This window comes from Lysinibacillus canaveralius (assembly GCF_047301505.1).
GTDB lineage: Bacteria > Bacillota > Bacilli > Bacillales_A > Planococcaceae > Lysinibacillus_B.
Genome location: NZ_CP154840.1, coordinates 2308271 through 2332699, shown reverse-complemented (window position 1 = coordinate 2332699; position 24429 = coordinate 2308271). Strand labels below are relative to the sequence as shown.

Genomic DNA, 24429 nt, shown 5'->3' with positions numbered 1-24429 from the left:
GAGGGATAAAAGTAAGCTCCTTCACTTATAGACAGATTCCATAAATTAATAAAAAATTCTTCTTGCTCGCTGATTCTAAACCTCTTCATTTCCTTTTGAAGCTATCATGGCAGCTGAGAAAAACATATAATCATTTCAAATTGTTGTATAATATTGGGTAATATTGAGAACTTGTAATGCTAGCAGATGTAGGAGGTCTGTATGATCATTGGGAATGTATTATTTTTTGTTTTAATTTTTGTCTGTGCTGTTTATATTTTTTTCATCAAAGGACAAGGAGAATTTCTACAGCGTTATCTTTCTTTCCTAGTAATTACTTCATTTTTCTTTGCCGTGATTTTTGATGTAATGTGGGTTACTTGGCTTACTCTCCTTTGTGCAATTGGTCTGCTTATTCATTTAAAGCTATCTGCAAAGAAAACCATCGTATTTATTTTGTTCGCTGTTATTTATTTTGCAATTTACCGCGTTCCTACAAATCCAAATGATTTTGAAACATTTCTGCAAGATGAGCAAAATATTTTTTGTGCAGGGAATACATGTGTGGAAGTAAAGGAAGTGATCGTTCAAGGTCACTTGCAAATTCAAACGAATACCTATACAATCAATGAGTTTTCATTTAAGTGGTATACTGTCTTTGCTGTTGGTGAGGCCAAAATAGATAGTCAAGTAATTAGAGCTATCAATATAGCAGGTTATTGGATACTGTTAACTTAATGGAACGTATAGATGAGAACGATTCAAATATACTTTTTTTGCTTGTCGGGAAAGGTCCAGCTAGTTTGTTTAAATAATTATATACGAATAGTACATAAAAGGGATTTGGAAATATTTGTAGAATAGGTACATAGGATAGGAAAAAGGAAGTTAAGTGGGAGGGGGAGCAAAGTGAAACATAAAACGAACATTTCAATTGGTTTGATTAGCAGTCTTGTTTTATCGTTTTACGGTGCATACCATATTATGGACAAAACATCTGAAGCTAATTGGATGTCCTGGCTATTAGCAGTAAGCGGTTTTATAGGGTTCCTCGGAGGGATTTTGGAGTTAAGAAAATTCAATGCTGCCGAGAAATGATTTGATTTATATAGGATAATTGTCTAGTAAAAACATGAATAGTGGGGTTATAGGATTTATGAAGGGGAAAGCAATACTGCTCGATTTACTATTTTATTTAGCAATTCCACTTATTATGTGGAATACGCTTCGTGAAAGCCTTGGCGATTATGTCACGATGCTACTGGCTTCTGTTCCAGGAATTTTATATACAGTTTTTAGTTTCATCATACAAAAGAGAATCAATTTTTCCGGATTATTTTTACTGGTTATGCTGCTTGTTGGGACACTTATTGATATTTTGTCCGGCTCTGCACTTCAAATGCTTTGGAACAATGTGTATTACGGAGCATTTATCGGGCTCTTTTATATGGCAAGTATGCTGGTGAAGCGACCATTGGCTTATTATTTTGCATTAGATGGGGCAGAAATGATGGGTTACGAACGATCCAACGTGAAAACCTATCTCTTTTTAAAAAGAAATATGATTGTGCTCCATCTCATTACGTTTTGTTTTGGTCTACGCTCACTAATAATCGCAGCAGTGAATGTATATCTAATCAAGCAGTATGGTGTAGAAGCGTTCGAGCAAGGCATCGTTTTTAAACAGATCATATCGTGGGCACTTACCATCCTTACCACTCTTGGCTTCCTCTATGTTGCTAAGGGAGGGGGACAGCGGAATCCAAAAGAGACAGACCCGGCTATGTAATCTTATATATGGATCACTTTATGGCGGGAAGGCAGGGCTTTTCTAATTCTATATGAAATAGAGGTGGTTAGGTGACCCAAATTTGTTTAGTTAGACATGGTGAAACAGATTGGAATAAAGAGGGGCGACTACAAGGGAGAACGGATATCCCTCTCAATTCTATTGGTCGTGACCAAGCGATGCGATGCGGATATTATTTAGCGGAAAGTGAATGGGATATAATTATCAGCAGCCCGCTTTTAAGAGCGAAGCAAACAGCAGAAATTCTGTCGCTGCTTCTTCAAAAGCCCTTAATTACACTGGAAGCATTTATTGAAAGAGATTATGGAGAAGCAGAGGGATTGAGTGCTGTGGAAAGAATACGCCGCTTTCCTAATCGTCTTTATCCAGGCCAGGAAACAAGAGATGTGCTTACAAAGCGAGTGATGGAAGGGATTAGTTCTCTTCACTCGCGTTACTGCAATAAGCGTATCGTTGTAGTCGCACATGGGGCTGTGATAAACACCATTTTAGCGGTTATTTCAGATGGTCAAATTGGTTCAGGAAAAACAACACTTCATAATGCTTGTTTGAGTAAAATTCAATTTCAATTTGAAAAAAATAAGTGGGATTTACTTGAATATAATCAAATACTCCATCTGTCTGTAAGAGACGTTGAGGAACTCACATGATCAAGGCTGTTCTGTTTGACTTAGATGGTACATTACTAGACCGTGATACCTCTGTTCGTCTTTTCATTCAAAACCAATACGAGCGTCTTAAACCTTACTTGTCCCATATTGAGAAGGAAATGTATGTTGAGCGATTTATCGCACTGGATGATCGAGGTTATGTATGGAAAGACAAAGTATATCAGCAGCTAGTAGAGGAATTCAGTATCCCGTATTCTGCTGGAGATCTTTTAGCGGATTACCTCCAGGAATTTAAGCACCATTGTGTCCCTTATGAACATATACATAGCATGATTCAACAGCTGAAAAACAAAAGACTGAAGCTAGCCATTATAACAAATGGCTACGGACAGTTCCAGCTTGATAATATTAAAGCTTTAGGCATCGAAAGCGAGTTTGAGACCATACTCATTTCAGAATGGGAAGGAATAAAGAAACCGGATTCAGTAATTTTCCATCGGGCGCTAACAAAACTCGATGTAGAAGTATCAGCAAGCATTTATATAGGCGATCATCCGGTCAATGATGTGAAAGCGGCTAATCAGGCAGGTATGATCGGTGTATGGAAAAGAAATGAATGGTTTGAAGAGCGAGGAACTGATACGGGTTATGCAGTGAATGATCTACTAGAAATTCTAAAAATAATCGAGTCTATTGAAGGAGAAGATTCTTTATCAATAATCCGTTAATATGAATAAAAGGTAAAAACGGAAGGAGCTTTAAGGCCTTCCGTTTTTATTTGCATATGAGACTGGTATTAGTTTGGAACAAAGTTTGATTAAAAAACTTTTTTAAAGTATTGTTTATAAGCACATTTCAAACCCCTGTTTTAAAAAGATTGATCAAAATGGAGCTTTTCGTATTAAGTATGAGGATTTTAAAAATAGTATGATCATTCCCTAGGAGTACGGCCTCAAAATCACACCCTACTATTAAAGAAGGAATTACTTTTTACCATGTATGATTCAATCATCCCCTAATTTTGAGGATTTAATATGTAATACATTTCCTTAATCAGAGCCCTCTATTCAGGTACTTAAGTTTATTCCAGCTTCCCAGGTAATTTAAGAAATCATGCTCTTTCTTAATAATAAGAATTCACTTCTACCTTTCCATAGATCAATTAGCAAAATATTGAAAATAATATTAATAACATTGAATTGCGTAGATAACTGTCGAAATATATCTATATATAGTAATGGGGGAGAGCAAATGAAGAAAAATTTACAGTTACGAAGTATCTCAGGGAAGTTAATGTTACTAATTACAATAATAATAATTGTAACAGTCTTGATTATTGGTTCAACAAGTTATTTTATAGCCAAAAATCAGCTCCTAGAATCAGGAAAAAGAGAACTACAAAGTATTGTGGAAGGGGCTTATGCCTCATTAGAACTAATAAATGAGCAAGTAGAGACTGGTGAAATAACCATTGAGGAAGGAAAAAATCAAGCGAGAATATTATTAAATGGACCAGTGGATGAAGAAGGAGTGTATGATTACAAACAGTCTAATTTTACTTATAAAGAAAATGGTTATATTTTAGCTTATGACGAAGATTTATTTTTGCAACTTCATCCAACTAGAATGGGCCAAGCTCCGGATGATGATAATAGAAGCAATCGTGAGATGATAGTTACACGAAGCAAGTCCAGTAATGAAGCAGATCACTATGTAGTTTATTCTGATCATCAGTCAGATGGCTCATTTAAAGATAAATCAGTATATGCGGAATATTTCGAGCCTTGGGGCTGGACTATCGGGATTGCTGTTTTTCAAGATGAGTTTTACGCAGGATTAAACATTTTAAAATATGTTATCCTTGGCTCAACAATCGTCCTCATCATAATAAGTTCACTTGTGTTTTATTTAGCGATTCGAAAGAAAATAAATACATTAAAAGAGGTAGCTGAAGCATCTATAAAAATTGCCGATGGTCATGTGTATGTAACTAATCTACCTGAATCAAATGATGAAATTGGACAGCTTGCAACTGCATTCAATGAAATGTCTCAGCAATTATATAAACTGGTCGAAAAAACTAAGAATACTAGTGAACACTTATTGGATTCAGCGACAAACCTATCGGCAATTTCAGAAGAAACATCGGCTAGCAGTGAAGAAGTTGGTAGAGCAATTACCGAGATTGCTACTGGTACACAAGAACAAGCCCATGGTTTGGAAGAGATAAGCCGAAGAGTAGATTTATTATCAAGTTCTATAAGAACAATGGAAAAACAAAGTAAAGATATGTACGACATTACAAAACATGCAGAAAAAATATCATCTGAGGGAATTGAAATAGTTCATCAACTACAACAATCAAATACTGATTCGTTAGCAGCATCACAAGAAGTCAGTTATGAAATTAAAAATTTGAATGGTAAAATAAATGAAATTACCCAAGTAATGGAAACGATTGAGACAATCGCTGAGCAGACAAATTTATTAGCTTTAAATGCGAGTATTGAAGCAGCAAGAGCTGGAGAGTATGGTAGAGGCTTTTCAGTTGTCGCCGATGAAATCAGAAAACTAGCAGAACAATCGAAAAATGCAACTCATCAAGTACAAGGAGTGGTTTCCGCCATTGTTTCAGAAACTACTAAAACAGTTGAAACTGTAGAAGGAACAATGAAGACTGCTGAAAAGTTAAATGATGATGTAGTTCTAACACAAAGTAAGTTCGATCAGATGTCTGAGTCTGTTAAACAAATTGCAAAATCGATATTAGCAGTTAATAAAGAAATGGACGTTATGACATCCTATAATAAGTTGATGGGTGAAGGAATCGAAGGAGCATCTAGCGTTTCAGAACAGACGGCTGCTTCTGTACAGGAAATTGCTGCTTCTATAGTTGAGCAAATTAATGCAATTGCTGATGTCGCTAATGCTGCTGAAAAATTAACGGAATTAAATCGTGAATTGAATTCTATAATGGAACGTTATACTTTCTAAAAAGCTAGAGCTTTTTTAGCTGGTTTAAATTAGCTATAAAAGATTCCTCACGCAGCCTGTTGACAAGCCTTTATATCCAGTTTTGTTTGTCTTACTCGTCTGCTCCTGCCGTCATGCTCTCGTCGCAAATAAAGAACGACTCGCCCATGAACTTAAATTCTATTCTGGCGGCACGCCTTGTCTGGCAAACGATTTCAAGGCAGGGTGGGTAAAATTTCACTTTAATAAACTGTCTAAAAATACGTAAAGACAGAGTAAAAAACGATTATGCCTTCACTCTGCACATTAATATACTTTACCATTACTGAAGGTATTCCAGTATATTTGAAGCCAGTGGTAAACCACACAATAGATTATAAAACAAATGCATTAAATCAACTGAATTTAATGCATTTGTTCTTTTATAGGAGATTGGCCCGTCAATTTGATCATTTATATCCAAATTTTTTTGTTGTTAAATAACCAGGGACTGTTGATGAGAATTAGAATAGGATAAACCTTATTCGGATATGTCCCATATTTTATACGGCCAGTATTCTTTTTTTCATAAAACTTAATGAATTTTGGGTTGCTTCGTAGTAGATACCTTTATCCTTTAACACTAAATTTGCAAACAAGGTTGGCGTTCTGTATCCATTGTTTTTGTATTAATTGCTTAATCAAATTATTATTACCCACGGTGTTTATCCTTAACTAGCTTGATGCTGAATCACTTTAATACCTTTTCGAACTTACAAATCAACTCCTGGATCTCGCTCCGTTTTGGAAGCATGTTCAGCCATTGGTTAGGTATATTTAGCGTGTCGTAAGCAAGCGCTGCTAAACCACCTGTTAATGCGCCGATTGTGTCGGTATCCTTCCCAAGATGAACGGCCTTATGAATCGCCTCGTAATAATCACTGCTGTTCAGTAAACTCCAGTAAACGGCTTCTAGTGTGTCAATGACATAGCCAGAGCTTGCAATGTCATCACGAGGAAAATCACCAATTATAAACAGGCGTTCGAAATATTGTGCCTCACCAGGGAACTGTCTCAGCATCTTAGTCAACGCTTCGTTCGCATAGCGAATACTGTCGGCAATGCTAGACCCTTCAAGAATTTGATGGACAACAAGGGTGTAGTGATAACAACAAAAGGTGGAACGAATATGACCATGAGTTAACTCCGCGTACTCTTTGACAAACAAAAACAGTTCCTCACCTTGAATTTTCTTGCCATACGCCCATAATGATATGGGCAGTATCCGCATTAATGCACCGTTCCCATTACTGAATTCATCAGATTTTGCTAATTCATGCAGTCCAATTCGCTCCCACCGATTGATTACTTCTCTAATAGTAATTCCTACATCAAAGGCAGGCTCATCGTTAAACGTCCAATATCCACGGTACGCCCAATCGCAAAATGCCTTCTTCAGCTGATTAAGATTACCCTCGTTAATTAGATGATTCATTGTAATAAACATCATGGCAGAATCGTCCGACCATGTAGCAGCCGGAACATCCCAGCTGCCATAGCCGATCATTTCCTCTATTTGATATGTATCCCGCTCCAAAAACTCAACAGGAACACCGAAGGCATCCCCAATAGTAAACCCGTAGATTGCATTTGAAATGTTAGACATGTAAGCACTCCAATTCTTAATTGATATTTTTTATTTAAAAGACGAACGATTTCCTGCTCGGCAAGCGACTGAACATCTCCTAACAGGCGTGTCATCTTTATCAAAATGTTTTATAATGAAAATATAGAATTTTTATAATTTAATTATAACTTTTTGAAAATAATAAACCAATCTTGTGAAAGGAGGTTCTCTAAATGCCCCCATTTTTAGAAAATCCCTTTCTCGCATGGAAGGAGCCTTGCATGGACATTAAGCCAGTATAAGCCGACCCTATTATTTAGAAATTTTGAACAATGGGGGAAAGAAATTGAATAAAAATTATCAGTTTGCATTATTAATCTTTGGACAGACGACTGCCAACTTGGCGGATGTTTTTTATATTGTAGTGCTCATTAATATAGTCTATCAAACAACTGGCTCAGCATTTTATGCCTCAGTTGTCACATTTGCAACGACGATGGCTATTTTCGCTGCAGGCATTTTGACACCGATATTGCTTCACAGGATTCAAATGAATCGTTTACTAATCTATACACAGCTGCTGAAAACGGTATTGCTGCTGACATTATGGCTATATATTATGTATGCAGAGCAATTCCTCTTTTTTGTGTTAATAGCATTCGTCATCAGTATTTCATTTTTGGACGGCTTTGCCAATCCGATCAAACAAAGCCTTATTCCTCACTATGTGAAGCAGGAGGAACTAATCAGGGCGAATAGTCTTGCAGAATCAATCTACCAAATCATGCAGGTTACAAGCTGGATGATTGGCGGTGTATTATTGGTATGGTTTTCATCAGAGGGTGTCATCCTCCTCTCTTTTGGATTATATGTCCTTGCAACAGTTGCCTTTTTCTTTTTAAAGAAGGTGAGAGATGCTGGAGAGGAGCAGAGAAAAACATCACTTTTTTCTCAAACAACAGAGGGGTTTTCTATTCTCATACGCCATGAACGATTAAGAAAATTCCTGCTGATCAATGGACTCGAAAGTATCGCTTCGGCGGTTTGGATTTCCTCTATTCTCCTTGTGTATGTTGTAGAAGTAATCAATCAGGACAGTGCTTGGTGGGGATTCATAAATGCTGCATTTTTTGCTGGGTTAATTTCTATTAGTATATTAATGTACCGTTTTAATCAGTTTGTCGAAGCGAAAAGAAAGCCTATTGTGCTTATAGGAGCGGCTATAACGGCATTAGCCACCTTCATATTCGGCTATACGTCAATGGGTGTTATTGCATTGATTTGCTCCTTATTTGTTGGTATTGGAATGCAGATGAAGAGCATACCCCTTCAGACGTTGTTTCAACAAACGGCTCCAACAGAAAAGCTGGCTGTTTTGTATGCAGCAGAAGGAACCTTATTGACACTGCTTTTTGGCATTGCCAGTCTTGTATTTGGAATAATTGCGGATAAATGGAGTGCAGCATCTGTCTTCACTATATCGGCTATATGTCTCGTTGGGGTAGTGATGCTGTGTATTCAATTGTTGCTTCTGTATGAGCAAGAAGCCAAACAGTAAGTTCGATCATCAACTCTTTTGCTAGCAGGTGATTGAAGAGAGGTTACCCGAGTAGTCTGATTGCAAGTTAGGGCTATTCGAGGTTTCTTTTAAGACGCTAGAGAAACAAGTAAAGAAATTCGGTATTCATACAAAGGGGGAAGGGAAATGTATACGGTTGTAGTAGAAGGGGTCATCTCAATGGGTGATAAATGGTTATTAATAAGACGAAGCATGCAGGAGGAACATGAGCCCGGGGCTATTTCACTTGTTGGCGGCCGGGTAGAGACTACTGGGTTTTCTCATGATGTGCTCGAACAGGCGTTAAAAAGGGAAGTAGCTGAAGAAATCAATATAACAATTCAAAAAGAAATGCAGTATTTATGGAGCTCTTCTCTTAAAACGGCAAAAGGAGAGCGGGTATTGACTGTTGTGTTTCTATGTACTTATGAGGCAGGAGAGGTTTATATTAAACAAATAGAGGAAGTAGCAGATATCCTTTATTTAGATACAGAAACGGTTCTCGAATCAGAACAGATTCCCGATTACGTAAAAAAAAGCATTCAGCTGGCAGCACTAAGTATAAAACAAGAACTGGCTAAACAATGAAAAAACCTGTGTATGTAGTTGAGTTTAAATGACTAAAGAGAAATGAGAATTCTAAATCTATTCCGAATCGATTATCAGGAAGGTAGAGCGATTGTTTCTGAGTCATTTCAAGATTTTGATCAAAGATATTTAGAAAATGCTCTTACAGAGAGGGGGTCCAGCATTCTGCGGTGTTACCCAGTTACCTTTTTCTGTGTCGGATGAGGAAATTCTGGACCGACATCAAAAGGGTGTAAGAGCACTGTGTTTCAATACAAAAAGGGGCGGCTCGGAAGATTTGTCCAAGCTCGACCATTTTGCTAGAAGAGTTCGTGAGCTAGCCGGCTGGTAGAGTGAGCTATACATAGATAGTAGGGAACTTCCTGATATTTATTCTGTTATTGAGCAATTACCAGCCGTATCCATCAACCATCTCGGTTTATCGGCAGAAGGACTTCCGCATCTTTTAAAACTAGTGGACAAGGGCATCAATGTAAAGGCGACAGGCTTTAACCGGGTGGAACTGGATGTAGCAGAAACATGAAAGAAAATTGGCAACGTAAACCGGGCTGTGCTTATGTTCGGTACAGACTTGCCGTCTACAAGAGCAAGAAGACCTTTTGCCGTTTCTGATCTTGAACTGATCCAACAATTGTTTACGGATAAGATATTATACCGTAATCCATACGAGTGTTATTTGAGATGATACTAAATAATTTGACCTAACGAATAGAATATCGTTAGGTCTTTTTTGAAGCAGCAGCGTGCTGACTCTTTTTCTCTTCACTATTTAAATGCTTGAGAAGGTGGTTTTTCATTGCTGATAATGGATTAATTATAAATTGTTTATTTTTATTTGAGTATTCTATCGCTGCATTTGACATTGATAGTTGAGCAACAGCGATCGTTTGCTTCTTAAAGTCCTGATTTACCAAAAACTCTGATAAATGCTGGTCATGTTCCGTCGTTTTACCATGCATATATAAGTCAAAGGCTTTTGGGATTACTTCATATTCAATGGGAAAACTAATTTGGCCTCGCAGATAATTATGTAAACGGCCCATGGTCCCGGCAACCGTTCCTTCATTTGTAAACATCACCTGCACAGGTCTTGATGTTTGTTTGATCTCTTCAAAAAACGGTTCATCGATCTTCAAAACAGGAATGTTGATATTAAGTTTTATATGCTCCAGCAAGGTAATATAGTTTGTACACGTAATTAAAATCATATCTACGCCCGTTTTTTCAATCCACTTCAATTCATTTACTATTCGTTTGCTTAATTGACAAGTGTCTGTATTATTTTTTAGAAAATGAATCAGTCCAGGATCTACAAAATGCGACGCCTTAATCGGTAAATCTGTAAAGATCCTCTCGGTAAATTGTATATTTGAATGATGTGCGTGTAGGCAGCCAATCTGTTTCATAAATACCTCTTCTCTCGTATTTGATCTGAGTAAGTGATCCTAATCAAGTTTTCCTTCGCATTGACATCAGTGAATCATATGCTATTGTTGTGTTAAAAGGGGATGGAATAAATGTCCAATTTAACCATAACATTAGAAGGGCTTTTAAGCGATGAAAATATCGATTTATCAAATAAAGACTTAGACAAAATATTAAATCGAATGCTAGATGAAATCGGCAACCCAGACCCGTATTTACGGGATTACTGTATTTATCCAACATTTATCAAGCTAATAAGGGATAATGCTTTGACGCCTAAACAGGAAACACATCTGCTGGAAAGATGTTTGGATAATCAGCATCTATTTTTGGGGATAGAAAAAGAGGGCTGCTCCGATCAAGTGTTCACACGTTCATTCTCTGCACTTGTCATTGCCGACATACTGTATAAAGATGGTAAAAAATGCAATATAGAAGCTTTATTAATTGAAAAAGCTATAAAGGCAAGCATTCAGTATCTTTCTCAAGAAAAAGATCGCCGTGGTTATGTGGCTGAAAAGGGGTGGGCACATAGTGTGGCACATGGAAGTGATCTATTGACGAATGCTATTTTTCATCCGCTGTTTAATAGACAACATATGAATGATTGTCTCCAAGCAGTGAAGGCATGCCTGTTAGTAGAGACTGCTTATATCGATGAAGAGGATGAGCGTATCCTTAATATCATTGGAGCATTAATTCAAAAGGGTTTAGATGACAAAGCGCTGTTATTTTGGTTAGAAAGCCTACCAGGGGCCTATTCAGGAGAGGAGCATGCAAAATACCGCATCCACTGGAATGTAAAGAAATTTGCCAATACTTTATTCATCTACCTGCAGCGCAATGAACATTTCCCCCAAAGTAAGCAATGGATTTTGCGGCTGTATGAACGAACGTTTATCTAGGAGGACCTATGCAGAAAAGTCAGCTTATGAAACCTATAAGAAAAAATACCCCATTTAGTAGCAAGAAGAAATGGTCTACTACATTTATTGTAATTTACTATTTGTTAGGCAGGATACTTAGCGAAACATTTCATTTCTCTACAATAGAAAGCTATTTCTATTGCTTCGTACCAATTTTTATATATGTTTTATTTAGTATTAGCAAAAGGATGTATAAAGACTAGCATACCCACAAGTTTTATCCATGGATAAGGAACTCACTGAAGGAACCTATATTTGATGACGTGAGGTATTTGTAATGAGGAGGAGGTATAGCTATGAACATAAAAGACTTGCTGGTTTATCTACTTTTTGCTATAGGACTTTCCTCGTCATGATCATAGGAAGTACGGGTATAATTCTTTCGGCAATGAGTGATACGTTTCCAAATACCCGTTTTTTATCATACTAACTTCAATGATGGTAGTAACATAGAGTATTGGGTTGGGTTTACGTAAACATAGAATGTTAATTGCTGCGAGATGTAATGAACAGGATATTGAGAAACATCATTCTATTTAAGTAGGATAAATTCAAGCATACTTATCATCAACTGAAAGGGAAGGAGGCAATGTTTTGCTGCTCACAAGCCAACGCTTACAATATGAAAATTATACTCACCACGATATCGATTTTCTTACAACATTATTAAAGAATCCTAATATGGTTAGATATATTGGGAAGGGGGATGTTCGAACTGACGATGAAATTCATCAGTTTTTCGATTGGATAGTCGGTCATTATGAACGTAATGACCATTATGGTTTAAAATTGTTAATTCATAAAGATACAGGTGAAAAAATTGGCCATGCAGGCATAGTCCCTCAAATTATTGAGGAAGAGGAAGTATTAGAGATTGGCTACTGGATAGATGAAAAGCATTGGCACAGATGCTATGCGAAGGAAGCTGCTAATGCGTTAAAAGGTTTTGGATTGAATTTTTTACAACTAGACAAGATGATTTCTCTTATTCAAGTAGGGAATATAGCTTCAGAAAAAGTAGCTATCAGTATCGGAATGGTAAAAGAAAAACAAATAATGTTAAAAGAAAAAACGTGAATGTTTATACAATCTTTGCTTCCAATCGTTAAACATTCACTTTTAAAAACTCTATTATTTTTGAGCAGTAACTTGCATTACATAATAATCCACAACTATTTGATCGGGCGGGCTAATCGCAGTTGGGAGCTCATCTAATGAAAAGAATTGAAGAGCTGCCACTTCATTTTCTTCTTTCATTAATTGCCCGCTATATGTATTACAAATAAAGGCCGCCACCACATTATACACTTCATCCCCATGAGGGTATTGATAATACATATCTTTTCCAGAGAAAACTTGTAACAACGAAAGCTGGGCGCCTGCTAGTCCTGTTTCTTCAAAAAGTTCTCTGACCGCTACTTGCTCCAAAGATTCACCGGGCTCCATTGAACCGCCGGGAAGTCCCCAGCATCCATTATCTTTGCGAAGCTGAAATAATATTTTTTGCTCAGGGCTAACAACAATAACACATGCACCGACCATTATAACCGGTGATGTCCCGACTTTTTTACGAAGCTCCATAATATATCCCATACTAATACTCCTCCCACACTAATATTTAATCTGTTCTAACCTGACTAGTTCAAGCTGCTGGAATTCAGCTTTGATAATATCCGGCATTTTCAGCTCTTGCCAAAAAGCTAATCCAATTGCTGGATCGAATGCATTCAAAATGAGCGTAAGGATATTTCCATGAGTACCCACAACAATTTGAGCGTCTTCATAGTGCATTAAAATTTTTTGGAAAACGGGTACAACTCGTCTCTGGACAGCGAGATTGGATTCTCCGCCTTCGTAGGAAAATGCTGGATTGTTCCATACTCGATTGATAGCTCTTTCAAAATCCACCACGGGACCTAATGCCAACGTTCTTTCCTTCAACGCATCATAAGTAATCACTTGCTTTCTATTCCATTTTGCAATTCCTTGCACTGTTTCGATAGCTCTTTTATAAGGGCTCGATATAACAGCATCAATTTGTCGATCTTTTAACTTCTCCGTTATCAGATTCGCATCTTGAAGTCCTTTTAAAGATAATGGGCGATTGTACTCATCCGGGGAGTAGTTAGAATGGGCATGTCTTACAAAATAGACAACAGTCACAGCTTACCTCCTTCATCATAGCCGATCAAAAATATGAGTTATCAAACTAACGCTGATTTCACATCAATCAAAGTCTATTATACAATAAATGGAAGACAAAGATATACAAGGACACAAAGTTAAATATTTAGAATTTTCTTTATAGTTTACTAGTGAACTAATTGGCGTTATGATATGGATGAAAAAACTTTTATGAGGTGAGATCAAGATGAAATTACAAGATAAAGTCGTTATTATTACAGGCGGAGCTGGCGGTATTGGTACGGGTATGGCATTAGCTATGGCAAAAGAAGGGGCAATCCTTGCGCTAGTCGATGTGAACGAAGAAGCAGGAAAAGCAGTAGAAACAAAAGTTCAAGCAATCTCTCCAAAGTCGATGTTTTTCCAAGCAGATTTGTTAGACCGTGAAAACTTACCGAAAGTTGTCGAAACTGTTGTAAAGAAATATGGTAAGTTAGATGTATTAGTAAATAATGCGCATGCCTCGAAACAAAAGCCATTCGAAGAGATTACACAAGAAGATATGGATTTTTCTTTTGGCACAGGATTCTACCCAACATTTTATTTAATGCAGGCAGCCCTTCCTTATTTAAAAGAATCTCAAGGGAACGTGATTAACTTTGCATCAGGGGCTGGGTTATCCGGCCAGCCGACACAAACTGCGTATGCAGCTGCGAAGGAAGCGATTCGTGCCATTTCACGTGTAGCAGCAAATGAATGGGGAAAATACAATATCAATGTTAATCTAATCAGCCCAATTGCTAAGTCTCCGGCAGTAGAAGCTTGGGCAGAAGCATTCCCGGAAATGTATGAGAAAAGTTTATCTTCCATTCCATTAGGACGCTGGGGTGAACCAGAAGAGGATATCGGTCGAGTTGCTGTATTTTTAGCTTCTGAAGACTCTCGGTACATTACTGGGCAAACATTCATGGTGGATGGTGGTTCGATTCAGCTGCGCTAATATTTGAAGGAGCATCATATGCAAAAACCGAGTATATACGAATTGATTAACATGGTTGAACAAGTGAATAATGCAAGCATCATCAAATTTACAGAAGGGCTTTCACAACCAATTGGGATATCGGGTGTGATCGTATTGAGTGAGATAAAAAAGTGCGTAAAATGCAAGCCGATTGATTTAGCAAAACAACTTGGCTATTCAAAAAGCAGTATTACAGCTATCTCAACTAAATTGATGGATGCCGGCTATATTGTTCGCTCTGAGGACCAGCATGATCGCCGCACAGTCTATTTTTCAATAACCGAAAAAGGAACTGCTACTTTAAAGGAAGTAGAAATGCTTGGTCAAGATTATTATGCAACCATCTATTCTGTCTTGTCTGAAGAAGAATTGCACCAATATATACGAATTCAGCGTAAGCTATTGTTTCATATAAAAAATAAGTAGTTTATTTAAATGTTCTATCATCTGCTTGAAGGATGATAGAACATTTTTCGTTAATGAAATACACTTTTATACTAACTAATCGTAAATCATTACCTTTCGAACAGACAACAGACTATTTTTGAAAGTATCTATAAAATCAAAGGATTTTTCAGCAAATTCTTTTCAAAATGCTTCTTCACCTCGGGCCATTCTTCCTGAACAATGCTGTACATGACTGTATGACGAATTGTGCCATTTTTGCGGACCATGTGATTCCGTAAGATTCCTTCCTTAGTTGCGCCAAGTCGTTCGATTGCTTTTTGAGAGCGAATATTTTCATGGTCTGTTTTAATCTGCACCCGCTGTAGCCCTAATTGTTCAAAACAATATGTCAGCAAAAGGTATTTGCAATTCGTGTTGATATTTGTCCGCCAATACGCGGGGGTAATCCACGTATAGCCGATTTCTAATCGTTTATGCTGAAGTGATATATCAAAAAGTGTAGTACTGCCAATGATTTTGCCTGTTTCTTTACAGATGATCATGAGCTTATATGCTTGGTCGCTTTCGTGCTCTCTTAATGCATTTTCGACATATTGCAGAACTGCTTCCTCTGTTAATAGGGTATCAGACATATGCACCCATATAGTGGGATCTTTAGCAGCCTCCAAAATCTCTTTTACATCCTCCTGTGCAATAAGCCGCAATTGAACAACATCATTTTCTAATATACGTGGTTTCATAATTTCCCCTCCTTATCGTTATTAAAAGAAAAATTTGGTATGCTATACAGTACCAAAAACATTTATTTTCACCATACCAGGAGGGGCGAATGGAGCTTCAATTCATATTCACAAAAGATAAATCAAAATACATAATTATTTACGAGCAGTTAAAAGAGAAAATTATTAAGCAAATTATGAAGCCAAATGAAAAGCTGCCTTCCAAACGAAAGCTGGCGGAGCAATTAAATGTAAGTATTCATACGGTGAAGGAGGCATATGAGCAATTAGCAAGTGAAGGCTATATTTATAGTGCTGAAAGGTCCGGCTACTTTGTCTCACCTTATGACATAGCATGGCAGCAGCCTATATCCACCCAAACGGAAAAGGAGACAGAAGAGGATAAATCTGTTTATAATTTCCAAAACGGCCAGGTAGATGATCAGGCTTTTCCATTACGAGAATGGCTGAAAATATATAAGAAACAACTAGTTTCAACACATCTACCAAACGCCGACTGGCAGGGGGAGCGATATCTTCGAGAGCAGATTTCCATCTATGTGGAAAAATCAAGAGGGGTTTCCTGCAATGCTGATCAAGTTTATATTTACAGCGGGACTCAGCATCAGCTGCAGGAGCTATGCCGCTTTTTCGGCACTGTTCAGGCTGCCATCGAAGAACCAGGATTCAAAAGAGCAGCTGCTGTCTTTCAGCAAAATAGATTATCTGTTGAATATGTTCCTGTCGATGAAAAAGGGGCATCCCTTCCTCAGTCGGACTGTCGTTTTTATTATGTCACGCCAGCTCATCAGTTCCCGCTCGGAATGGTAATGCCGATTGACCGAAAGCTTGAATTATTAAAATGGGCAAGCGAATCAGGTACTTACCTTATTGAAGATGATTATGATGCAGAATTCCGCTACAAGGGCAATCCCATTCCTCCCCTTGCTCAAATCGATCAACTGCAAAGAGTGATTTACTTTGGAACATTCTCTAAAACATTGATTCCGTCTCTTCGAATAAGTTATATGATTTTACCTGTTGAGCTGCATGAGCAATTTCGTCAATTTAATAAGGAGCAAAAATCGACGGTTTCAAGAATTGAGCAGCGGGTGGTTGCTGAATTTATGGAAAGTGAACTTTACACGAAGCATATTGCAAAGATGCGGACATTATACCGGAAGAAGAGGGAGAAGCTGCTCGAATGTATCAATGAATGGTTAGGCAATAAGTTCGAAATAATCGGTGATTTAGCTGGGCTCCATATTATTTTGAAACTGCCTGAATGGCTGGCTGAAGAGAAAGCCATTCAGTTAGCAGCTCAAGCTGGTATTGCGATCGATCCCATCTCGTCATCGTATCAGACAATAGAAGTAGGGCATTATGTCATGATTGGCTATGGCGCGATTCCATTTGAAGAAATCGAAGAAGCGGTTCGACTACTCGCTAACGTATGGAAAAGTAACCAATGAGATAAAAATGGAAATTATTTGTAAAAATCATTGTGATTAATGCGGATACATTAGTGATGTAATGTATGATTTAGTTAACTAGCAGCGATATTGTCTATTAATAAGAGAGTTTTGTCTATTAAGAAGGTGATTTTGTCTATTACTACTCCGGAATTGTCTATTATCCAATGAAAAATGTCTATTATTATGACTAGATTGTCTAATAAAATTGGGAAAGTCTGCTACAAGCATGGGTTGACTGTTTAGTGAAATAAGAAGGCTTTTTTGAAGGGGTGTTCAAACTGAAATATATAGCGTTTATTTGTTAGCAGCTTTCATAATAGCTGGTTGTACGAAGCACGCAGCTGATTTTACAAATCCAAAAGAAAGGTAAATTAAACATGCCTACAATCAAATACGAAATTTTTATCAATGCCCCTATTCATATTTGTTTTGACCTTGCGAGAAACGTAAATGTACACACTGAAACGACAAGTAAAACGAAGGAAAGAGCGATTGATGGTGTTACAGCTGGACTGATGGAAAATGGTGATATAGTTACTTGGGAGGCTATCCACTTTGGAGTAAAACAAAAATTAACCGCTAAAATAATAGAGATGGAAGAACCATATAAATTCATAGATATTATGGTGAAAGGTGCATTCCACTCATTTACTCATACACACGTATTTATAGAAAGTGACGCAGGGACTATTATGAAAGATACTTTTTCTTATAAAGCTCCATTTGGAATTGTTGGGATAATAGCCGATCGATTATTTTTAGAAAAATATATGAGAGATTTTATTGTAAATCGTGCAAAAGAGTTAAAAAGGATAGCAGAAAAATAGTAATGGAACCACCTTACTCTTTTATAGAAAAGTCCCATTAAAATTTTACATACCAATACAAAAGGAAAAAGGTAATCTTTTCATCTCTTCACAAGGCTACCTAATTATATTTAAGAGTATAATTACGACTGAAAATATTTCTTCTATTAATCGAAATTACGCTCTTTGCCTTGCCTTAATTATCAAGAAATTTGGCCGATTCAGCAGCTTTTTGTATTTTTGGGGAGCCTGTTCCTTAAATAAAAGGGTTGGCTTCGGTTCGATTACTTTTTCAATGGCGAAAAATGAGAGGGTATCATTTAAAATGGTTTGAAGGGGGCGGCGGTAAAAAGGCACATCATATACCATGCCTTTTTATCCATTGATCAATAATGAGCTCTGTTGAATAGTATTGAAAATCCTTCAGAAGAGCGATGTCTGTGAAGGGGTGATGCACTGAGAACAAAAGTATCCCGTCCTGTTTCAGTACTCGTCTAAATTCTTTAAATGTTCGCTGCCAGTCCTCTAAATAATGTAGTATTAATGAACTGACGATAAGATCAAATGCATGATCTTCGAAGGGTAATTCCTCCTCTAAATCAAGACAAACTATGTCGGCTTGTTCTCCGACTCTACGTATAGCTGCGCTTACCATTTCTGGACGAATGTCTGTTGCTGCAACGTTTGCCCCTCGATTGATCAGCTGTTTCGTATACCAGCCTGCTGCACACCCAGCATCAAGTACTCGCTTTTCCTGTAAAGAAACAGGAATTTGCTCCAGCATAGCAGGGCGTTCGTAGGCGATATTGAATAACCCCTTTGTATCAACTGATCGCTCATAAATATGCGCTAACTGATCGTAAACCTCGGATACTTCTTTTTTCATCATTTGACCTCCCTAAATTTCAATCAATCCGCTTTCAAAAAGAGAACATTTGTTCTATAATAGAGGAAAAGGAGCGATACCTATGCGTGAACAAATTCTAAAAGCGATGAAGCGTCATCAATTAATCGACGTCATCTATATGGCTAAAAACGGCGACATTACAAAAAGACGTGTAAAAGTCTTGAAGATGGCAGGCGGCAGCCTGCAAGTCTATTGCTATACTAAAAATGCTAAGAGAACATTGATTCTTGAACAGGTTCTTGCGGTAAAGCCGGTTATCTTGAAAGAGCGGGGAGTCATTTGAATCGGTAAACTAAGTTCACTGTAGGCCTAAACGGTTATACAAACCTTTATTACTTAAAGTAAAAGGAAATATACATTACTCCTTTGTTTTCATTTCCTGCTCGATTAAATAACTTGTAAAGTGTTCGAATTCTCCTGTGAAACGGTGTACACCATCCACATGATAAAAGGTACTTGTTTCATCAAAATCAAAAAGTTCCGTTATCGGTGAAAAAACATAAATCCTTTTACCAAGCCCCAATGCTATGCCGAATTCAATATGGCTTCCTTTTCCGGCGGGAAGAAGAATGATAAGAAAATCAGAATTTGCTACTGCTTCTTTTTCTTCTTCACCAATTTGTTTAAGCACCTCGTAGGAAGCGGCCCGTCCATTTTTTGTCCAATCATATGCAAGTTTGAACCCCTTTATCTGCAGCTTTGCAGAGAGCTCCCTCACTAAATTGATATTTCTGAAACTCGATGCAATATAAAAATTCATACAATCTCCTCCTGTTCGTGACACAAACAAATTTTACCACTTACTTCCGCTATATGTAATCTATCAGAGAACGCTTGAACCTTGTCATGGATTGAAACAGCTGTTTAGAAGTAGAGAGCTTAAGAATTAAGAGTTCTAAATAGGGATTATTATTGCTACATATAAAGAAAAGGAAAAAAGGGGAGAACAGATGATTGTCGATGGCGTGTTCTCAGGTGGAGGTATTAAAGGATTCGCTTATGTAGGCGCAATCCAGGCGCTGGAGGAGCGAGGCATCAAATTTAGGCGTGTTGCAGGAACGAGTGCTGGCGCTATTTTGGCAACATTTGTCGCAGCGGGCTTTAATGCAGAAGAAATGGAAACAATCTTTGATGAGCTGAATATTAAGGGGTTGCTTGATTCACCAAAACGAGTGTTTCGGCTTCCTTTTTTAAAATGGCTTAATTTATATATGAATTTAGGGCTGTATCGGGGAAAGTTATTAGAGAAATTTTTTCAGGATACATTGGCGAAAAAGGGTGTGTGTACTTTCGGTGATTTACCGCCGGGGTCGCTGCGTCTTGTTGCTTCTGATTTAACGAATGGCCGCATAATCGTATTACCGGACGATTTAAGTAAATATGGTGTCAACAGCGAGACATTTCCGATTGCCCGTGCATTAAGAATGAGCTGCGGCATTCCCTTTTTCTTCGAACCGGTTTATTTACGGAATGGAAAAGGGGAGGCTGTTGTTGTAGACGGCGGGGTACTCAGTAATTTTCCTTTATGGATTTTCGATAATGGCAATAAAGAGCGGCCTGTTCTTGGGTTGAAACTAAGCAGCGCAAGCGAAGAAATCGCCCCTCATAAAATCGATAATGCGATCGATCTATTTGAAGCTCTATTTTCAACGATGAAAGATGCGCATGATAATCGCTATATTTCACGCAGACACGAACGGGATATTATTTTTATTCCAGTAGAGCACTACAGCGCCACCCAATTTGAGATTGACGATGAGACAAAGCAAAAACTAATGAGTATCGGACATGACAGGACAAAGCAGTTTTTGAAGAAGTGGAATCCTGTTTGGTAAGCAATTTGTCTGGTTGCAGATAAGGAGGTTTTACCTTTAACCTAGTTTACCTAGGCGGCTGGCCAATATACTCAATTGTTTTCATATGACTTCTCGTTAATTCAATTAGCTCTTCGATTAGCTCTTCCTTCGGCTGGGCAAAGTTTGTAGTAATCCAGTTTAGTATAATGCCATAGAAGCCAAATGCGGTGTAACGTTTAAACGTTTCCATATTCACATTACTACTATTAACTGTATCAAAACGAAATTGCTTCTTATAAATTTTCAAGATAGTTAACGGCAAATTAGTCGTTAATGAAGGAATGGTATCGGGCACGGTGAGAAGTTCAAAGAATTCCCGCTGCTCATAAAAATAATCCACTATATGAAATGACTGATGATTCAATTCTGATGAATTAATTTTTTTTATACGAAGATAAGGAACACTGACAGCTTCCTCTAACCCTTCCATCATGGCGGTTACCAATGCATCTGCTAAATCAAATTTGTCGTCGAAATGTTTATAGAACGTTGTGCGATTGTATTTTGCTTCCGCCACAATATCTGTTACCGAAACATTATGAAAGCCTTTTAACTTGACTAGCTTGATGAATGCCTGATAGAGATGGTCCTGTGTTCGTTGCTGGCGGATTGTTGAATTTTGTGTCATGGTTCTTCCTCCGTAAGGCGACATTTCCTACGTAAATGTCGCCGTAATAGACAGTTTTTACTTTATTAATGATTGTATCGAATTATTTAATAACCGTACAATAAAGGTGTTATACATCTAGTTAACAGGAGGTTGTATTCATGGCAAAATTACAAGACAAAGTAGCAATTATTACAGGCGGGGCTTCAGGAATCGGTGCTGCAACTGTTAAATTATTCGTGGAAAACGGGGCAAAAGTTGTAATCGTCGACTTGAATGAAGAAAAGGGCAAAGCATTCGAACAGGAACTTAAAGGAAAAGGTGCAGATGTACTTTTCATCAAAGCGAATATTACAAATGAAGAAGAAGTACAAAATATTTTCTCAACAACAGTTGAAAAATACAGCCGTGTTGATGTGTTATTCAATAACGCAGGGATTGGACGTGTAACGCCAACTGAAGAACTTTCTTATTCAGAATGGCGCAATACTGTGAACGTTGACCTAGATGGTGTGTTCCTTGTTGCACAAGCTGGTATTAAAGAGATGCTAAAAACAGGCGGCGGTTCGATTATTAATACTGCTTCAATGTATGGCTGGGTCGGTTCAGCAGGATCTGCAGCATACAATGCAGCAAAAGGCGGGGTTATTAATCTGACTCGTTCTTTAGGGCTTGAATATGCAACACGCGGTATCCGAGTGAACGCTCTTTGTCCTGGTTTTATCGATACGCCGATTATTCCGGAAGAAAGCAAAGAGGCTTTACGACAAATTACACCAATGCAGCGTCTTGGTCAGCCGGAGGAAATGGCAAAAGCCGTTTTATTCATGGCATCAGATGACTCGTCGTTCATGACAGGGAATACAATAACAGTAGATGGCGGTTATACTGCTCAATAAAATTAAAAATCGCTGACGAAAGCTCGTCAGCGATTTTTGATTGGCAAAGTTATTCGGATTAATTTCCTTATTCAAGAGAGATTGATGAGAAAAATAATTGTCAGCATGTAAAAAAATTAATAGTTAAATTTAATTAAAGATATACCTTCACCTCAAAAGCAAGCTCCCTCAAAAGCTTTCTCGTCTTGGCTTCAAAAATGCTAAACTCCATACAAATTGTGTCCTGCATGAACATATAAGCAACATTACCTTCAATGTCTGATTTTAATTCATTGGCTTTAATATGTATTGGCAGCATATTTGGTGATTCAAAGAATGTATCATCTACTTTCCATGTGCCAGACTCGAGCGTAATATCCTGTTCATATTTATTGGTAGCTTCGAATACGACATACATATGATTATTCGATTCATTATAATAAATGCTTGATACTTTCAAATGTAATGTATCGTCTTCCAGCAGGTTAAATGCAAGACCGGCATGATTTTCCGGCTCTCCAATCCAAGCCAGCCATTCGTCTATTGTCCATTCACTTTGCTTGCTAGTATCAAAGATTCTTCGTCCGATTGTAAGGTCGATATAAAATTTTTCTTTGTCCATAGTCTGCCTCCATTTTTTAAATTCTAGAAAAATATTAATTAACGAGTCTACATTAAAATCTATTTAGCTAAAAATTTCTCTGGATGCACCGTTCTTCTTTATGGGCTACTTTCAATATAACAGAAAGTTTTTGTAGAAATAAGTGGAAATCAAAAAACGAACAACACATACAATAATACAAAATCCATTCGTTAGAAAAGAGTACAATGTTAAGGTGCTAGAGAGTTAATAACCTCTAGCACCATTTATTTTGAGAAACATAAACCTAAAGTGATACATTGCTTCCTTAAATAAATCAAACCTAAGTTTTCTAATAAACCAACGGCCGATCCTGTCGATACAAAAGCAAATCCTCGCTGTGACCATGAACGATATCCTCTGCAATAAGCTTCGCCAAAAGCTGGCTATAGACCGTCCCATTGTCGCCAAAGGCAAATAAAAAATAACTGTTTGGATATGCGTCATAAATGCCTGCAATAGGCAGACCATCTACCGTCCCACCGTAAAATGCGGCATTCGTAAATTCCGCTTGCGCATGAATAGCTGGAAAGCGCTGATTACATTCCTTGATTAATAAATCGGCTTTATGTTTTAACTTACTATCTCGGTCTTCAGGGTAAGTAGTGGAGTCATCCAGCCCACCGATTATAATGCGGTTGTCCGCCGTAGTTCTCATATAAATATACGGCCGTGCCGTTTCCCATATGAGTGTTCGATTATGCCAGGTTGATAAGTCCGCCGGCTTTGTTGTGACAGTATATGTACTGCTAAAGGAAACCAGCTTTTCCTTTTTTAAATCGATACCTTCATAACCTGCAGCAAATATCACATGGCGTGTGCTAATCCCGTAGCCTGTTTTTGTGGAAACATTCGTGACTTGTTTATGATGGTCGAAATATTGACCATTCATTTCGGTTTGCTCGAAAATCCTTACTCCTTTATTTTTGGCATAACTAAGGAGTCCATGTGAGAATTTAAAAGGATTAAGATCTGCATCATTATAAGAATAAATGGCAGCTTCCGAACTGAATGGATACTTTGACGCTATTTCTTCTGTCGTAAAAAAATCTACCTCAAATCCGTGCTGTTTCAGTAAAAGATACTCATCCTTCAGCTTCTTCACATCATTACTAGTGCTGGCAAAATAAAGTGTATCTCTGCGGAAAAATTCGGGATCAATAGGAGAAGAGTGTGATGCAGATTCTATTTCATTGATGGCTTGTTTTAATAGCTGTAAATGTCTGCTAACAAGCTTACTGCCGAATGAATTTGTTAGTAATGTAAACATTTTCTCACCCGAATATTGGATTAAAGCTGTATTCGTACTTGTGCTGCCACTGCCGATTTTTCCCTTTTCAATAACAACTACGTCTAAACCTGTACTGGCCAAATAATAAGCGCATTGGGCACCTGAACTGCCGCCGCCAATGATTAATACATCGCATACAATATCCTTTGTAAGGGCTGGATAAGAAGGGGCGTCTTGTAATGTAGTTTGCCAATAGTATGTTCCTGACTGTAAGTTCATGA

At 37.7% G+C, this 24429-nt stretch carries 27 protein-coding genes and 1 pseudogene; 18 read left to right on the top strand and 10 right to left on the bottom strand.

Translation table 11 applies throughout. From position 1 onward, the window contains the following. Positions 1 to 201 precede the first annotated feature (201 nt). From AA0Y26_RS11785 to AA0Y26_RS11760, 6 genes are all read left to right on the top strand, one after another. Positions 202 to 717: a hypothetical protein gene (locus AA0Y26_RS11785; protein WP_413361853.1), complete on the top strand. Its 516-nt coding sequence runs from the start codon at positions 202 to 204 to the stop codon at positions 715 to 717. Positions 718 to 888: 171 nt separating this feature from the next. Continuing rightward, positions 889 to 1077, top strand: a complete 189-nt coding sequence (locus AA0Y26_RS11780) for a hypothetical protein (protein ID WP_413361851.1) — start codon at positions 889 to 891, stop codon at positions 1075 to 1077. Between the two features lie 58 nt (positions 1078 to 1135). Then, positions 1136 to 1768, top strand: coding sequence for a VC0807 family protein (locus AA0Y26_RS11775; protein WP_413361849.1), 633 nt, complete (start codon positions 1136 to 1138; stop codon positions 1766 to 1768). A 71-nt stretch (positions 1769 to 1839) separates the two neighbouring features. Next, entirely contained in the window at positions 1840 to 2439 is a 600-nt protein-coding gene (locus tag AA0Y26_RS11770) for a histidine phosphatase family protein (protein WP_413361847.1), read from the top strand. Then, the gene (locus AA0Y26_RS11765; protein WP_413361845.1) at positions 2436 to 3128 is read left to right on the top strand and encodes an HAD family hydrolase; all 693 of its coding nucleotides are present in this window, start codon (positions 2436 to 2438) and stop codon (positions 3126 to 3128) included. The genes AA0Y26_RS11770 and AA0Y26_RS11765 overlap by 4 nt, the downstream gene beginning before the upstream one ends. Before the next feature lie 523 nt (positions 3129 to 3651). Next, positions 3652 to 5394 (top strand): methyl-accepting chemotaxis protein, encoded by a 1743-nt coding sequence (locus AA0Y26_RS11760; protein ID WP_413361843.1) that lies wholly within the window; start codon positions 3652 to 3654, stop codon positions 5392 to 5394. A 709-nt stretch (positions 5395 to 6103) separates the two neighbouring features. Here the strand turns inward: AA0Y26_RS11760 and AA0Y26_RS11755 are convergent. Continuing rightward, entirely contained in the window at positions 6104 to 7018 is a 915-nt protein-coding gene (locus AA0Y26_RS11755) for an ADP-ribosylglycohydrolase family protein (RefSeq protein ID WP_413361841.1), read from the bottom strand. Positions 7019 to 7325: 307 nt separating this feature from the next. Between AA0Y26_RS11755 and AA0Y26_RS11750 the strand changes: the two genes are divergently transcribed. From AA0Y26_RS11750 to AA0Y26_RS11740, 3 genes and pseudogenes are all read left to right on the top strand, one after another. After that, entirely contained in the window at positions 7326 to 8537 is a 1212-nt protein-coding gene (locus AA0Y26_RS11750) for an MFS transporter (protein WP_413361839.1), read from the top strand. A gap of 147 nt (positions 8538 to 8684) precedes the next feature. Beyond that, the gene (locus tag AA0Y26_RS11745) at positions 8685 to 9125 is read left to right on the top strand and encodes an NUDIX hydrolase (protein ID WP_413361837.1); all 441 of its coding nucleotides are present in this window, start codon (positions 8685 to 8687) and stop codon (positions 9123 to 9125) included. Positions 9126 to 9167: 42 nt separating this feature from the next. Next, positions 9168 to 9810: pseudogene (locus tag AA0Y26_RS11740) on the top strand (2-pyrone-4,6-dicarboxylate hydrolase). A gap of 34 nt (positions 9811 to 9844) precedes the next feature. Here AA0Y26_RS11740 and AA0Y26_RS11735 read toward each other — a convergent pair. Continuing rightward, positions 9845 to 10531: a hypothetical protein gene (locus tag AA0Y26_RS11735; RefSeq protein ID WP_413361835.1), complete on the bottom strand. Its 687-nt coding sequence runs from the start codon at positions 10529 to 10531 to the stop codon at positions 9845 to 9847. Positions 10532 to 10642: 111 nt separating this feature from the next. Here AA0Y26_RS11735 and AA0Y26_RS11730 point away from each other — a divergent pair, with 111 nt between their 5' ends. Both AA0Y26_RS11730 and AA0Y26_RS11725 read left to right on the top strand, forming a co-directional pair. Then, the gene (locus AA0Y26_RS11730) at positions 10643 to 11455 is read left to right on the top strand and encodes a DUF2785 domain-containing protein (protein WP_413361834.1); all 813 of its coding nucleotides are present in this window, start codon (positions 10643 to 10645) and stop codon (positions 11453 to 11455) included. 615 nt (positions 11456 to 12070) lie between these two features. Next, positions 12071 to 12553, top strand: a complete 483-nt coding sequence (locus AA0Y26_RS11725; protein WP_413361832.1) for a GNAT family N-acetyltransferase — start codon at positions 12071 to 12073, stop codon at positions 12551 to 12553. A gap of 54 nt (positions 12554 to 12607) precedes the next feature. On the opposite strand, the gene AA0Y26_RS11720 is transcribed toward AA0Y26_RS11725, so the two are convergent. Both AA0Y26_RS11720 and AA0Y26_RS11715 read right to left on the bottom strand, forming a co-directional pair. Then, on the bottom strand, positions 12608 to 13069 hold the full coding sequence (locus AA0Y26_RS11720; RefSeq protein ID WP_413361830.1) for an NUDIX hydrolase: 462 nt from the start codon (positions 13067 to 13069) through the stop codon (positions 12608 to 12610). Between the two features lie 18 nt (positions 13070 to 13087). Further along, positions 13088 to 13639 (bottom strand): histidine phosphatase family protein, encoded by a 552-nt coding sequence (locus AA0Y26_RS11715; protein ID WP_413361828.1) that lies wholly within the window; start codon positions 13637 to 13639, stop codon positions 13088 to 13090. Positions 13640 to 13847: 208 nt separating this feature from the next. On the opposite strand from AA0Y26_RS11715, the gene AA0Y26_RS11710 reads away from it, so the two are divergent. Then, positions 13848 to 14600, top strand: a complete 753-nt coding sequence (locus tag AA0Y26_RS11710; protein WP_413361826.1) for an SDR family NAD(P)-dependent oxidoreductase — start codon at positions 13848 to 13850, stop codon at positions 14598 to 14600. Between the two features lie 18 nt (positions 14601 to 14618). Beyond that, the gene (locus AA0Y26_RS11705) at positions 14619 to 15047 is read left to right on the top strand and encodes a MarR family winged helix-turn-helix transcriptional regulator (RefSeq protein ID WP_413361824.1); all 429 of its coding nucleotides are present in this window, start codon (positions 14619 to 14621) and stop codon (positions 15045 to 15047) included. Positions 15048 to 15175: 128 nt separating this feature from the next. On the opposite strand, the gene AA0Y26_RS11700 is transcribed toward AA0Y26_RS11705, so the two are convergent. After that, complete coding sequence (locus tag AA0Y26_RS11700; RefSeq protein WP_413361822.1) at positions 15176 to 15769, bottom strand: GNAT family N-acetyltransferase; 594 nt, start codon at positions 15767 to 15769, stop codon at positions 15176 to 15178. An 89-nt stretch (positions 15770 to 15858) separates the two neighbouring features. Between AA0Y26_RS11700 and AA0Y26_RS11695 the strand changes: the two genes are divergently transcribed. Both AA0Y26_RS11695 and AA0Y26_RS11690 read left to right on the top strand, forming a co-directional pair. After that, on the top strand, positions 15859 to 17220 hold the full coding sequence (locus AA0Y26_RS11695) for a PLP-dependent aminotransferase family protein (RefSeq protein ID WP_413361820.1): 1362 nt from the start codon (positions 15859 to 15861) through the stop codon (positions 17218 to 17220). Positions 17221 to 17600: 380 nt separating this feature from the next. Continuing rightward, the gene (locus tag AA0Y26_RS11690; protein WP_413361818.1) at positions 17601 to 18050 is read left to right on the top strand and encodes an SRPBCC family protein; all 450 of its coding nucleotides are present in this window, start codon (positions 17601 to 17603) and stop codon (positions 18048 to 18050) included. Between the two features lie 337 nt (positions 18051 to 18387). Here the strand turns inward: AA0Y26_RS11690 and AA0Y26_RS11685 are convergent, their stop codons facing one another. Continuing rightward, positions 18388 to 18918, bottom strand: coding sequence for a class I SAM-dependent methyltransferase (locus tag AA0Y26_RS11685; RefSeq protein ID WP_413361816.1), 531 nt, complete (start codon positions 18916 to 18918; stop codon positions 18388 to 18390). A 79-nt stretch (positions 18919 to 18997) separates the two neighbouring features. Here AA0Y26_RS11685 and AA0Y26_RS11680 point away from each other — a divergent pair, with 79 nt between their 5' ends. Continuing rightward, the gene (locus tag AA0Y26_RS11680; RefSeq protein ID WP_413361814.1) at positions 18998 to 19219 is read left to right on the top strand and encodes a transcriptional regulator; all 222 of its coding nucleotides are present in this window, start codon (positions 18998 to 19000) and stop codon (positions 19217 to 19219) included. 75 nt (positions 19220 to 19294) lie between these two features. Here AA0Y26_RS11680 and AA0Y26_RS11675 read toward each other — a convergent pair whose 3' ends face one another. Then, a complete protein-coding gene (locus AA0Y26_RS11675; protein WP_413361812.1) occupies positions 19295 to 19696 on the bottom strand; it encodes a group-specific protein in 402 nt (133 codons plus the stop codon). A gap of 190 nt (positions 19697 to 19886) precedes the next feature. On the opposite strand from AA0Y26_RS11675, the gene AA0Y26_RS11670 reads away from it, so the two are divergent. Beyond that, positions 19887 to 20771 (top strand): patatin-like phospholipase family protein, encoded by an 885-nt coding sequence (locus AA0Y26_RS11670; protein WP_413361810.1) that lies wholly within the window; start codon positions 19887 to 19889, stop codon positions 20769 to 20771. 46 nt (positions 20772 to 20817) lie between these two features. Here AA0Y26_RS11670 and AA0Y26_RS11665 read toward each other — a convergent pair whose 3' ends face one another. Beyond that, a complete protein-coding gene (locus AA0Y26_RS11665) occupies positions 20818 to 21420 on the bottom strand; it encodes a TetR/AcrR family transcriptional regulator (protein ID WP_413361808.1) in 603 nt (200 codons plus the stop codon). A gap of 140 nt (positions 21421 to 21560) precedes the next feature. Between AA0Y26_RS11665 and AA0Y26_RS11660 the strand changes: the two genes are divergently transcribed. Continuing rightward, positions 21561 to 22298 carry an SDR family NAD(P)-dependent oxidoreductase gene (locus AA0Y26_RS11660; protein ID WP_413361806.1) on the top strand — a complete coding sequence of 246 codons (738 nt, stop codon included), beginning with the start codon at positions 21561 to 21563 and terminating at the stop codon, positions 22296 to 22298. Positions 22299 to 22431: 133 nt separating this feature from the next. On the opposite strand, the gene AA0Y26_RS11655 is transcribed toward AA0Y26_RS11660, so the two are convergent. Together AA0Y26_RS11655 and AA0Y26_RS11650 are read right to left on the bottom strand one after the other, a co-directional pair. Then, entirely contained in the window at positions 22432 to 22899 is a 468-nt protein-coding gene (locus AA0Y26_RS11655) for a hypothetical protein (RefSeq protein WP_413361804.1), read from the bottom strand. A gap of 310 nt (positions 22900 to 23209) precedes the next feature. Then, positions 23210 to 24427 (bottom strand): NAD(P)/FAD-dependent oxidoreductase, encoded by a 1218-nt coding sequence (locus tag AA0Y26_RS11650; protein ID WP_413361802.1) that lies wholly within the window; start codon positions 24425 to 24427, stop codon positions 23210 to 23212. Positions 24428 to 24429: the final 2 nt, after the last annotated feature.